Here is a 13,025-nt window from a genome sequence, read left to right as displayed (position 1 = left end):
AATGAAGATTCTTGTTAGCGATAAAGTCTCAGATGAGGGAGTCGAAATATTACGACAAGCTCATGAGGTAGATGTTAAGCATAACTTAACCCCAGATGAACTGATAGCCACTATTCCCCAGTATGATGCTTTGGTTGTCCGCAGTGAGACAAAAGCCACTAGAGCCGTGATCGAGGCCGCAGCGAACCTCAAGGTGATTGGACGAGCGGGTGTCGGGGTGGATAACATCGATATCCAAGCGGCTACAGAAAAAGGAATCATGGTTATTAATGCGCCGGATGGAAATACCGTGGCCGCAACAGAGCATACCATGGCCATGATGCTTGCCTTAGCACGGAATGTGCCCCAAGCTTACCGTTCCATGAAAGAAGGAAAATGGGAGCGCGGCAAATTCATGGGCGTCGAAATGCGAGGAAAGACATTAGGAGTAATCGGGTTAGGGCGGATCGGGACAGGAGTTGCCAAACGGGCTCTGGCATTTGAAATGAAAGTATTGGCGTATGATCCGTATATTAGTGAGGAAAAGGCTGAAGATTTGGGGATTGAGTTGGCTGAACTCGATCAGATTTACGCACAGGCAGATTTTATGACTCTCCATTTGCCTCTAACACCAGAAACAAAGCACCTCTTAAATGATGGGGTTTTCGCCAAAATGAAAAAAGGAGTTCGGATTGTACAGTGCGCCAGAGGTGGAGTGATTGATGAGGCGGCATTGGTTAGAGCTATCGAGGCGGGAATTGTGGCTGGGGCTGCAGTGGATGTATTTGAGAAAGAACCAGTTCTTCCAGAAAACCCACTTTTGAAGTTGGATAATGTCATTGTAACACCGCACCTTGGGGCATCCACCAAAGAGGCTCAGCTAGGGGTAGCCGTTGACGTGGCTGCAGGGGTTTTGGCTGCTTTAAACGAGGAGCCGGTAACCACTGCCGTCAACATGCCGCCTGTTCCTCTGCGGGTTATGCAATTGATAAAACCGTACTTTCAGCTTGTGGAAAAGATGGGTACGTTGGCTGTTTATCTGGCAGAAGGACGGATTCAGTCGATTGAGGTGGAGTACAAAGGGGAAATCAGTGAGGTTGACAGCAAAATGCTGACCATCGCAACTTTGAAGGGAGTATTAAATCCTATCCTTCAAGAAGCCGTGAACTATATTAATGCCCCAACTGTGGCAAAATCTCGGGGTATTAAAGTACGAGAAATGAAAAGTCAAGAGACTGAGCATTTTGCTAATCTGATCAGTGTACGCATCCGTACAGATAAAGGGGATCATCGCGTGGCAGGTACACTCTTTGGCGAAGAGGCTAGGATTGTCATGATTGATGGGTATCGTGTGGATGTCACCCCCAGAGGATTGCTGCTCATTGTTCCGCATAACGACCATCCTGGTATCATCGGCGCTGTGGGAAGTTTGTTGGGAGAAAAGAAGATTAATATTATGAGCATGCAGGTCGTACGGACGGAGGAAGCGGGCAAAAGTATCATGTTTTTAGAGGTGGAATCCGATATCTGCAACGATTCATTGCTTAAAATCAAGGCTCTGAATGGGATATTCGGCGCCAAGCTGGTGAATTTTGATGCTAAATGATTCCCCGAAGAAATCATCCATGACACGCTTTATTTTGGTCCGGCACGGTGAAACTATCTGGAACCACGAAGGGAGATACCAAGGGCAAATCGATACCCCACTTAGCCCAGTGGGGCTAAAGCAGGGAAAGCTCGTGGCTGAGGCATTAAAGAATGTCCCTATGGATGCGGTATATGCCAGCCCTTTATCGAGATCTTATGATACTGCCGTAATGTGTGCGAACTTTCACGGCCTGGAAGTCGCGAAAGATGATCGGTTGCTAGAAATCAACCATGGGAAATGGGAGGGTCTTTATGCTGCAGAAATTGAAGCCCTATACCCTGATCTCTTAAAGCGCTGGCGCACCACAGTGGTTGATGTGCAGATGCCAGAAGGGGAAAGAATTGAAGACGTCCGCAAACGGGCAATGGAAGCCTTTAAGGAACTTGCTGAAAAACATCAAGGGCAGACCGTTCTGGTTGTCGCACATGATGCCGTCAATAAAGCCGTTCTGTGCGATATACTGGAGATCGAACAGAGCCATTTTTGGCAAATGAAACAAGACAACACGTGCATCAATGTCTTTGAGTATGACCAGGAGAAATGGCGTTTAGTGCTTATGAATTCTACAGTTCATCTCGGTTTCCTATTCAGTGGGATTGAGCAAAAGGGGTTGTAATTCAATATATAGAAGTCCCTCATCAGACTATGGATGAGGGACTTTTCGTACATTGGCATTTAAGTAGAAAGAGGATATAATGTGATAAAAAATAGCAATGGAGTGAACTTATTTGCCATTATTATTTGGAACTGCTGGTGTCCCACTCTCCTCCGCAGATCGATCTAGTGAAGGTGGGGTACGTCGTATTCGAGAGCTCAATCTCTGTGCCATGGAACTAGAATTTGTCCAGGGAGTGCGGATGGGAGAAGAGAAAGCAAGAAAAGTTGGCACTGTTGCCCAAGAGGAAGGGATCGCCTTAAGTTGTCATGGCCCCTACTATATTAATCTCAACTCTCGTGAGCCGGAGAAAATTACGGCAAGTCGGGATCGTATCATTCATACTGCGCGTATTTCGCAAATTCTCGGAGTGCGAAGTGTTATTTTTCATCCGGCCTTCAATCATGATAATCCGTCCGAAGTGGTTTTGGAGCGAGTAGTTCGAGAACTCTCTATCGTGCGAGAAACTCTCGACGCGGAAGGAAATGATGTTATTCTTCGCCCGGAAACGACGGGAAAGGGGACTCAATTCGGAGATCTGGCGGAGACGATTCGGATTGCGCAAGAGGTTCCGGGAGTATTACCGTGTATCGATTTTAGCCATCTTCATGCCCGGACGAATGGACGGTTCAACTCTTATGATGAGTTTTGTGCGATCCTTAATGAAACTGCCGAGAGGCTGGGGGATCGCTGGGTGAAAAATGTGCATTTTCATATTTCGGGCATTGAATACGGATTGAAGGGCGAGAAAAAACATCTGGTCTTGAAGGAGTCCGACTTGCGTTATGAAGAGTTAATGAAAGCCTGTCATACCTTTGGGGTAGAAGGGTTGGCTATTTGCGAAAGCCCGAACCTAGAGGATGATGCTCTACTTTTACAACAGACATATCAGGCGATCGGGTAAGGCTGGTCAAGTGCAAGTCATTGATAGAACGAAAATAGGGTAAAAGGGAGTAGGAGAATAGTATGGTGAATTATACAGCGGCTCATGAGGTGGCACTTGAAAAGTTTCGCGCTTGTTCTCTAGCGGATATGGCTCGTTGTTCAGGTTACCCTATTGAGGGGAATACCCTTTCGGTCGATTTTCTGGGTGGGCATTATAACGTCGAATATCCCAGCGGGCAGTTTTGGTCTGGGTCTGTTCCCACCCCTAGCGACGAATTGCCGGTTTTTACTCAAATATTGATCCTTCATTACTTAGCAAACCTTAATGAAAGTGTAGAGACAGGAACGCTAATTTCTTACAAGGAATTACCAGGAGGAAGTATCTACATTCAACCGTTTACTCATCGCGCTATTGATCCGTTAGTGCGAAGTTTCGGTGCTAACCCGGATAGACTTCTTGACGTGGCCACCCGTTTAGGGGGACAGTTCAATGGACTTGGCGACATGGGGGTTACATTTAGGGTTTTTCCACGTATTCCCGTGACCTTAATCCTTTGGAGAGCGGATGATGAATTTCCCGCGTCCGGAAATATTCTATTTGACGCTTCAGCTCCTTCGATTTTACCTACGGAAGATTATGCGGTACTGGCTAGCGCTGTTGTTTTTGGGTTTAAGCGGATTAGTGCTGAATTGTAGGGAGGAATCTTCTATTATACTGCTTGCGTTAAAAGTAAAAGTATATTCGTAAAGGGGATATGAATATACTTTTCTTCATGGGTATTTTCTGCCAATTGAAGGAGAATACAACTATCTCGGCGAATAGAACTCTCAGAAAGAGTTTGTTCAAGGAGTTGATAAATTGGATAACGAAAAGTTTCAGGAATTTATTGCGGATCAATTCACTAAACTTTTCAGTGAGTTTCAAGGATTGAAGCAAGACGCTAGTGAATTAAAGTCAGATGTTAGAACTTTGAAGTCAGACGTAGCCACAATAAAAGTAGAACTTGTAGAGCTAACAGAAAGTCAGGTTCGGCTGGAATCGGAATTCCACAATCAAATAACTGCTTTACATGATTTTCGGGTTGGCCAGGAAAAAGCAAATCAAGAAACTAAGAACGAATTAATAACTTTGGGTACAAAGCTGGGAGAACTTCAGATGGAGACGGCTCATCTTCGGGTAGTGAAGTAAACATGGGTTTGATGTGATGACATGAATATAACGAAAACCTTCTTAAACTTTGTTCGAAAAAAGAACAGGGTTTTTTGTTTTTATGAGGCAAGTCTTTATGTCATGATTGCATTAATACATCCTTTGATGTTCACACTAGGTCGAGGAGGAATGTTATATGCATACATTATGGAAGGGATCCATCAGTTTTGGCTTAGTTAATGTTCCGGTAAAAATGCATGCGGCTACGGAATCACAAGAGTTTAAATTCAATTATCTCCATAAAGACTGTCAGCAGCGAATTCGGTCGATCAAAAAGTGTCCCCACTGTGATCAAGAGGTGGATATGGCTGATTTAGTTAAGGGATATGAGTATGAGAAAGACCGATACGTTGTTCTTAGTGATGAAGACCTGGCATCTGTGGAACAACCCATGAGCCGATCAATTGATATTCTTGACTTTATTGATTTAGAAGAAATTGATCCGATATATTATGAGAAATCGTATTACCTCTCTCCGGAAGAAACCGCGCTGAAAGCCTATCGCCTACTTTCTCAGGCGATGGAGGAAAGTGGTAAAGTTGCCTTGGCACGTGTCACAATGCGGTCAAAACAACATTTGGCCTGTCTACGTGTTTTTGAACAAGGCCTCGTCATGGAAACGATGCATTATCCCAAGGAAATTCGGCATATGGATGTGGTTTGGGATCGTGTTGTTCCCACGGAAACGGAATTAACGATGGCTCGCCAATTGATTGATAACTTAGCCCGTCCTTTCGAACCAGAAAAGTACCATGATGAGTTACATGAACAAATGGCTCAGTTGATTGAAAGCAGAGTAGCGGGTGAAAACTTCAAGGTGGTAGCTCCGTCCAAGGGTGGACAAGTAGTCGATTTAATGGAAGCTCTGCGGGCGAGCATTGCTCAAACAGAACAGGAAAAAGGGAAATTGGAGACTAAGAATGCAGTAAAGGATAAGGTAAAAGTTAAAGAAAAAGTTAAAGTTCAAGACAAAACAAAAGATAAAGAAGTTGAAGCTATAGCCACGGAGGAAGCTAATGGAGAAAAACCAAAATCTACCTTGACCCCTCGAAAACGAACAACTCGACGTGCGAAAGGAGCATAGTCGTGATTGAAGCACAATTTCCCGTTAAAGTTATGGAACCCATACGTGTGGAAGCTCTACCAGTAGGAAACTATTTATATCAGGTAAAATGGGATGGCATGCGCTGGATTACGTATAAATCCGCTCGGGGTACTTCTTTTCAGACAAAGGCCCAGAAGGTGTTCAGGGAACGTTTTGCCGAGTTAGATCATTGCTTTGACTGGTTACCGAGGGAAAGTATGATCGACGGGGAAGTTGTCGTCCTCCGCGATGGGTTACCTCATTTTCCGTCTCTATTGCGCCGTTTACACAGTCATTCCCTTAAGCCTTCGGAGTTGGAGGTGGACTATGTCATTTTCGACATTCTTTTTTGGGAGGGTAACGATTGGCGCAAGAAACCTTTGGGTGAACGTCTGGATTTTCTAGAACAATGTAGTCCTCCTTCTGAACGCTGTCATAAGATTGAAACCTTTACAGATGGTTCAAGGCTTTGGGAGGGAATTGAACGGCTTGGCTTGGAAGGGATGGTGGCCAAAGTCTCTACAAGCTTGTATCGTGGAGGAAAAGACTCATCGTGGTTAAAGCTTAAAAAGTTTCAAGAACAGTCTTTTTTCGTGGGGGGAATCAAATTCAAAGGAGACGCGCTTCAAGCGGTTTGCTTGGGGATGATGTTTGAGGGAAAATTGGTCTATGTTGGAACAGTCTCCAATGGCGTGTCACGCCTTCTCAGAAATGAGGGAGCTTCAGCATTTCGAGAAAAGGAATCAAGTCCTTTTACAGGAATTGGGCCGAGGCCTGGTCGAGGAGAGAATATACGGTGGGTTGAACCGACCGTGCTTCTTAAAACACGGTTTTTGGAGTGGACGGATGAGGGGAAATTGCGCCATGCCCAAATTATCTAAGACGAAGGATCATTCGGCATCGATTGTTGTGGAAGGAAAAATACTTTCTTTAAGTCATTTGAATAAAGTATATTTTCCAGAGCAGGAAATAACTAAGGGAGAATTGATCCAATATTATACCGAGATGGCTCCGTTAATACTGCCACATTTGAAACAGAGCCCTTTTGTTATGGTCCGTTTTCCAGAGGGAATTGACGGAGAGTATTTCTATCAGAAGGAGTGTCCACCCCAAGCTCCGGAGTGGGTAACTCGATACACGGACCCCCATTCGAAGCATGGTTTGACTTATTTGATTTGTGATCAATTATCCACGCTTGTTTATCTAATAAACCTTGGTTGTATCGAAATCCACGCCTGGGCATCGAGAATGATAAAGCCTGATTACCCGAGATGGGCGATCTTTGATCTTGATCCAGATCCTCCGTCAGGCGTCCAAGATGCCTTGAAAGTGGCACTATGGTTGGGAGAAATTTTGCAGGAGCTAAAACTGAAGTTTCTGGTCAAGACCTCCGGTTCAACCGGAGTCCATATTCTATTACCCTTGGACGACCGGTTTACTTACGCTGAAGTTCAACGAGGAATCGAAGGAATTTGTCGTTTCCTTACTGCCCAACGCCCGGAATCCTGCACGATGGAACGCAGTATCAAAAAGCGTGAAGGGAAAGTTTATCTCGACTATCTCCAAAATGGGCGAGGGAGAACCATGGCAGGTATTTATAGTGTTCGGCCGACACGGTTAGGACACATTTCCACCCCTCTTCTTTGGGATGAAGTGGTTCAGGGAGTCAATCCGGATGATTTTCATGTGCGTTCGTTTCAGGAACGGCTCAAAAAGGTCGGAGATCTTAGTACAATAATGGGTCAGTTCAATGATTTTTCAGCGATTCTACACTATTTCACCTAAACCATGGATATTCGACAATCTTTTACGCAGGAGAAGCGCACTTTTGTCCCGAAATGGAGGGCAAAGGGGGACATAGGCATGGGAATGGAACAGGAAAAGATAGTACGAGCCGCATTCCGTACGATAAAGGGTCTGGGGAGCCAACATTTGCGTCAGCTAATAGCCCACTTTGGAAGTGCGGTCAAGGCGTGGGAGGCTCCGTCGCATAAATATCTTCAAACCATTAACCAGGAAAAGTGGATTGAAGAATTATTAAAGGAACGAAAAACCATTGATCCGCAGAAGATTGGGGATCAACTGAACCAACAGGGGATTGGGATGATCACGCCAGATGAACCGGATTATCCCCCTTTACTTGCGGAGCTGGCAGATGCTCCGCCAATTCTATATTATCGTGGGCATCTGAGAGGAGACGCGGAGGTATTGGCTGTAGTAGGCTCACGTCAAGCCACTGCTTATGGTAAATCTGCGGCACGGGTATTATCTAGAGACGCTGCAGCTAAAGGGATTGTTATCGCCAGCGGTCTGGCCCGAGGGATTGACACTGCTGCGCATCAAGGAGTACTGGAGAGCGGAGGGGTAACTTGGGCCTTTCTGGGGTGTGGTCTTGATCGTGTGTATCCTCCTGAAAACCAACGCTTAGCAGAAGAAATTCTGGAAAGAGGTGCATTAATCAGTGAATTCACACCCGGTACTTTACCTCTTGCGACGCATTTTCCCGCCCGTAATCGTTTAATTAGCGGCTGTTCTCGTGGGGTTGTGGTCGTGGAGGCTGCGGAACGAAGTGGAGCATTGATCACGGTCGATTTCGCCTTGGAGCAAGGACGAGAAGTCTTCGCTGTACCTGGACCGATTTTTAGCAAGGTGAGCCGGGGCCCTCATCATTTATTGCGCCAGGGGGCAAAAATCGTTGAGGGGATCGATGATATATTGAATGAGCTGCCAGTCTGGACCGAACATGTTAGCCAAGTTTCTGGTCACAAGGAACAGCTCGGTGAAACGAAGCCTACTGACGGTAATGAACATCTCTCCATTCTACAACAGTTAAGTGATGTCCCTCTGCATATAGATCAAATTACAATTCACTCAACCCTGCCTGTTTCGAGTATTTCCCTAGCCTTATTAGAACTACAATTAGGCGGAAAAGTCTTGCAATTGCCTGGACAACATTATGTATTAGCTCGAGAGAGCTAGACATACTATGGAAAAGGCGTTAATATAGGGCTTAGTTTTATCAACGCTACTTAAGTGCTTATAATAATCCAGTCGGATTTCTGATTGGACATTAAGAAAGTGAAAAAAAGGAATAACCTGAATGACGGATAGTAACTTTTTTTACTTTATTTTGAGGTGAAATTGTGTCTAAAACGCTTGTTATTGTAGAGTCGCCCGCTAAGGCAAAGTCCATCAGCAAATTTTTAGGAAGTCGTTACACGGTGAAAGCATCGATGGGACATTTGCGGGATTTACCAAAAAGTCAATTGGGCGTGAATTTAGAAAACGACTTTGAGCCGAAATATATTGCGATTCGCGGGCGAGGAGATTTGATTAAGGATCTGCGTGCAGCGGCTAAAGGGGCGGATAAAGTATTTCTGGCCTCTGACCCGGACCGTGAGGGGGAAGCAATTGCCTGGCATCTGTCCTATTTGTTAGGACTTAGCCAAGAGGATAAAAATCGGATCGAATTCCATGAAATAACGAAAACGGCCATACAAGCGGCGATTAAGCATCCCCGTCAGATTGATCTAAATCGAGTGGATGCACAGCAAGCCCGTCGGGTCTTGGATCGATTAGTCGGCTACCAATTAAGCCCGTTGCTATGGCGGAAAATCAAGAAAGGGTTAAGCGCCGGCAGGGTGCAATCTGTGGCGGTTCGTTTGATTGAAGACCGAGAAGATCAAATTAGGGCTTTTGTTTCTGAAGAGTATTGGAGTTTAATGGCTAACCTCCAAGCGGCCGGTGGGAAGTTTTTGGCTAAGCTTTTAAAGAAATCAGGGCAAAAAGTATCTATTTCTTCGAAAGCAGAAATGGAAACCGTTTTAGAGGATCTAAAGGGAAAAGAGTTTCAAGTTTCCGATGTGCGTACCAAAGAAAAGAAAAGGCTCCCCGCGCCTCCCTTTATTACGAGCAGTTTGCAGCAAGAAGCGCATCGAAAATTGAGTTTTTCACCTAAGCGCACTATGATGTTAGCGCAACAATTGTATGAGGGTCTTGACCTCGGAAAAGAAGGAACTGTCGGTTTAATCACCTACATGCGTACCGATTCAGTCAAGATTGCTGAATCGGCACAAGCTGAGGCGAAGGAATGGATTCTGTCCCAATATGGAATGGACTATTATCCCCCAGAACCACGCCAGTTCACCAGTAAGGGACGGGCCCAGGAAGCACATGAAGCAATCCGCCCTACTTCGGCTTTGCGGACTCCGGATTCTTTAAAGGGGATTTTATCAAGAGATCAATTGCGCTTATATCGGTTGATTTGGGAACGCTTTATTGCCAGTCAGATGAGTGTGGCAGTCATGGATACTTTGGCGGTCGATGTTCTCGTGAGTGACTACTTGTTTCGAGCGAATGCCTCAACGATACGTTTTCCGGGGTTTTTAGCGGTCTACGAAGAAGGAAAGGACGAAGGCGACTCAATCGATGAAGAACAAAGTTCCTTGACGCTTTCGATTTTGCCGGGAGAAATCCTAAAGGTTATCAAAATCCAAGAGAAACAACACTTTACGGAACCTCCACCGCGCTTCACGGAGGCCTCTCTCGTTCGCAAGATGGAGGAGGAGGGAATTGGAAGGCCGAGCACTTATGCGCCGACCATTGAAACGATACAAACTCGAGGGTATGTTGTGAAAGAGGAAAAACAGCTTCTTCCTACAGAACTTGGAGAGATCGTAATCAACTTACTAAAAGAGTATTTCCCTGATATTTTGAATCTAGAGTTTACAGCCAATTTGGAAGAAAAGCTCGATTTAATCGAAGAAGGGACTGCGTCTTGGAAGTCAGTGGTTGGGGATTATTACACGCCATTCTCAATAACTTTGGCACTGGCGGAAGAGAAAATTGGCAAGGTGAAAATTGAGGATCAGATCTCAGATGAAATCTGTGAGAACTGCGGTCGCAATATGGTGATCAAAATGGGGCGCTACGGTAAATTCCTAGCTTGTCCGGGTTTTCCAGAGTGTCGAAATACAAAACCCCTGTTCGAAGAAGCAGGCTTAAATTGTCCGAAATGTTCTAAACCCCTCGTGGTTCGCCGCTCCAAGAAAGGGCGAAAGTTTTACGGGTGCAGCGCTTATCCAGAATGTGACTTTGTTTCGTGGGAGATGCCAGCCCCAGACCCTTGTCCGGAGTGTCAACAATTGATGGTGATTAAATCGTCGAAACGACAAAAGAAAATGGTCTGCACGAATCGGGAATGTCGCTATACAAAAGTGATTGAAGAAGGGTGAAAGGGTACATGCAGCGTATTACTGTCATTGGAGCAGGCCTTGCAGGTTCAGAAGCTGCTTGGCAATTAGCGGAACGTGGTGTCATGGTCGATTTATATGAAATGCGCCCGATCAGATCGACTCCCGCTCATCAATCAGATAAATTTGCAGAACTGGTTTGCAGCAACTCGCTGCGGGGAGCTGGATTGGAAAATGCGGTGGGGCTATTAAAGGAAGAAATGCGTCGTATAGGATCTCTCATTATGAGTGCAGCAGATCATCACGCAGTTCCCGCTGGTGGCGCTTTAGCAGTTGATCGGATCCTATTTTCGGCGGAAGTCACGGAACGACTGGAACAACATCAGAACGTCAGTGTTCATCGGGAAGAAGTGCATTGCCTTCCAGATGAAGGAATCGCGATCGTCGCCAGTGGTCCTTTGACTTCCGATGATTTAGCTGGAGATATCCTGCGCTTAACTGGAGAGCAGGCACTTTCCTTTTACGATGCGGCCGCCCCGATCGTCACGCTGGAATCAATCGATTTAAACAAGGCTTTTTGGGCTTCCCGCTACGACAAGGGAGAAGCAGATTACCTGAACTGTCCCATGACTCGAGAAGAGTATGAAACGTTTTACAATGCCTTACAACAGGCGGAAACGGCTGAAGTCCAAGGTTTTGAACAAGGTAAGGTTTTTGAAGGGTGTCTGCCTGTAGAAGTAATGGCTCAGCGTGGCCCTCAGACTCTGACGTTTGGTCCCTTAAAGCCGGTTGGATTGCAGGATCCTCGCACTGGGCAAAAGTCCTATGCCGTTGTACAGCTGCGTAAGGAAAATCAAGCCGGAACACTCTTTAACCTAGTGGGATTTCAGACGCATTTAAAATGGGGGGAACAAAAACGTGTATTTTCGCTGATACCTGGTCTGGAAAATGCCGAGTTTGTTCGTTTTGGCGTGATGCACAGGAATACGTTTCTCAATGCTCCAAAGGTTCTTAAAGCAGATTTTAGTTTAAGTATAAAACCGTCTCTCTTTTTTGCCGGTCAAATGACAGGGGTCGAGGGATATGTAGAATCGGCTGCTAGCGGGCTTATGGCCGGGCTTAATGCTTGGCGGAGGCTAAAACAGATGGATACCCTGGTTTTTCCTGCTGAAACGACGTTAGGGGGATTGGCTCGTCATTTGGAGGGCTCTCCAAGTCAGAGTTTTCAACCGATGAATATTAACTTTGGGTTACTTCCGCCCTTGACAAAACGGATACGGGATAAGCGTGAGAAAAACGCAAAAATTTCAGAACGGGCTTTGGAGTCGTTAAGTGAGTTCTGCTCGTTTGAGGATTTGGGGAGGTAAGCTTGTGCTAGCGGATGAAGCATTAAGTTTATTTGCTGGTCACCAATATTCTCAAAATCGATCAGAGCATACCGTAGTTGCTTATCAAACTGATCTAGGACAGTTTTTCCGATTTGCAGCTCTCGAACAGGGTGTGGAACCTGAATCCCTCACGGTGGATGTGATTGACGTTTACATCGTACGTAGTTTTCTGGGCGTCTTGGCAGAACACGGTTTGGCAAGAAAAAGCATGGCCAGAAAGCTTGCGGCCTTACGATCGTTTTTCAAATTCTTATGTCGCAAAGAAATACTGGAGATCAATCCGGTCCAGCGGGTAGCAAGTCCGAAATTAGGACGAAAACTCCCGCATTTTCTTTATTTGGACCAGGTTGAGGGGCTGCTTAAGGCGTCGGATTGTACCAAGTTACTGGGTTCTCGCGATCAAGTTATTATGGAGCTGCTCTATGGCTCGGGGCTGAGGGTCAGTGAGTTGGTAGGCTTAAATCGAGAGAATTTAGATTTGGAGAACGGGTTGATTCGAGTCCTTGGGAAGGGGAACAAGGAGCGTGTGATCCCAGTGACTAACTATGCGATTCAGGCTATCGAGAGCTATCTTAAGATGCGCTCAGATCATAATCCAGTTCTTCTCCTTAACTACAAGGGGACGCGTTTATCCGACCGATCGATCCGGCGGATTCTAAATAAACTGGTCGCCAAGGTCAGCTTGGAACAACACGTGCATCCGCATATGCTCCGCCATTCCTTTGCCACTCATTTGTTGGATGGGGGAGCGGATTTGAGAAGTGTACAGGAGTTACTGGGACATCAGAAACTTTCGTCGACCCAAATTTACACGCACCTTACCCGAGAACGAGTAAAAGAGGTTTATGTTGAGGCACATCCTCGAGCCAAAAACCGAAATATCCCATAAGATACAATGAATTTTCTCAAAAAGTTGTAAATTGACTACAATTTAACTTGACACACTGAATATGCCCGAGTAAACTTCTTAGAAGGGGGGGGGTT

12 protein-coding genes are annotated in these 13,025 nt (G+C 45.7%); all 12 read left to right on the top strand.

Annotated features, from left to right (window positions below; genetic code table 11):
* The first annotated feature begins 1 nt into the window (after position 1).
* The 12 genes from serA (at position 2) to xerA (ending at position 12,930) form a co-directional block, all read left to right on the top strand.
* Positions 2 to 1,585 carry a phosphoglycerate dehydrogenase gene (gene serA, locus DSOL_RS17495; RefSeq protein ID WP_075366101.1) on the top strand — a complete coding sequence of 528 codons (1,584 nt, stop codon included), beginning with the start codon at positions 2 to 4 and terminating at the stop codon, positions 1,583 to 1,585.
* Positions 1,575 to 2,243, top strand: coding sequence for a histidine phosphatase family protein (locus tag DSOL_RS17490; RefSeq protein ID WP_207649642.1), 669 nt, complete (start codon positions 1,575 to 1,577; stop codon positions 2,241 to 2,243). Before serA ends, DSOL_RS17490 begins: the two co-directional genes overlap by 11 nt.
* 112 nt (positions 2,244 to 2,355) lie before the next feature.
* Entirely contained in the window at positions 2,356 to 3,186 is an 831-nt protein-coding gene (locus tag DSOL_RS17485) for a TIM barrel protein (RefSeq protein WP_075366100.1), read from the top strand.
* 65 nt (positions 3,187 to 3,251) lie between these two features.
* Entirely contained in the window at positions 3,252 to 3,863 is a 612-nt protein-coding gene (locus DSOL_RS17480; protein ID WP_075366107.1) for a DUF3786 domain-containing protein, read from the top strand.
* 163 nt (positions 3,864 to 4,026) lie between these two features.
* A complete protein-coding gene (locus DSOL_RS17475; RefSeq protein ID WP_075366099.1) occupies positions 4,027 to 4,356 on the top strand; it encodes a hypothetical protein in 330 nt (109 codons plus the stop codon).
* Between the two features lie 157 nt (positions 4,357 to 4,513).
* Positions 4,514 to 5,461 carry a non-homologous end joining protein Ku gene (ku, locus tag DSOL_RS17470; protein ID WP_075366098.1) on the top strand — a complete coding sequence of 316 codons (948 nt, stop codon included), beginning with the start codon at positions 4,514 to 4,516 and terminating at the stop codon, positions 5,459 to 5,461.
* A gap of 2 nt (positions 5,462 to 5,463) precedes the next feature.
* The gene (locus DSOL_RS17465) at positions 5,464 to 6,342 is read left to right on the top strand and encodes an ATP-dependent DNA ligase (RefSeq protein ID WP_075366097.1); all 879 of its coding nucleotides are present in this window, start codon (positions 5,464 to 5,466) and stop codon (positions 6,340 to 6,342) included.
* A complete protein-coding gene (ligD, locus tag DSOL_RS17460; RefSeq protein ID WP_075366096.1) occupies positions 6,326 to 7,246 on the top strand; it encodes a non-homologous end-joining DNA ligase in 921 nt (306 codons plus the stop codon). The genes DSOL_RS17465 and ligD overlap by 17 nt, the downstream gene beginning before the upstream one ends.
* Before the next feature lie 78 nt (positions 7,247 to 7,324).
* A complete protein-coding gene (gene dprA / locus DSOL_RS17455; RefSeq protein WP_075366095.1) occupies positions 7,325 to 8,440 on the top strand; it encodes a DNA-processing protein DprA in 1,116 nt (371 codons plus the stop codon).
* A gap of 164 nt (positions 8,441 to 8,604) precedes the next feature.
* On the top strand, positions 8,605 to 10,695 hold the full coding sequence (gene topA, locus DSOL_RS17450) for a type I DNA topoisomerase (RefSeq protein ID WP_075366094.1): 2,091 nt from the start codon (positions 8,605 to 8,607) through the stop codon (positions 10,693 to 10,695).
* 8 nt (positions 10,696 to 10,703) lie between these two features.
* A complete protein-coding gene (gene trmFO / locus DSOL_RS17445; RefSeq protein ID WP_075366093.1) occupies positions 10,704 to 12,020 on the top strand; it encodes a methylenetetrahydrofolate--tRNA-(uracil(54)-C(5))-methyltransferase (FADH(2)-oxidizing) TrmFO in 1,317 nt (438 codons plus the stop codon).
* Between the two features lie 4 nt (positions 12,021 to 12,024).
* The gene (xerA, locus tag DSOL_RS17440; protein ID WP_075366092.1) at positions 12,025 to 12,930 is read left to right on the top strand and encodes a site-specific tyrosine recombinase/integron integrase; all 906 of its coding nucleotides are present in this window, start codon (positions 12,025 to 12,027) and stop codon (positions 12,928 to 12,930) included.
* Positions 12,931 to 13,025: the final 95 nt, after the last annotated feature.

This window comes from Desulfosporosinus metallidurans, from assembly GCF_001936615.1.
Lineage (GTDB): Bacteria > Bacillota > Desulfitobacteriia > Desulfitobacteriales > Desulfitobacteriaceae > Desulfosporosinus > Desulfosporosinus metallidurans.
The sequence above is the reverse complement of the archived record's forward strand: the minus strand, read 5'-3'. Positions and strand labels throughout refer to the sequence as shown.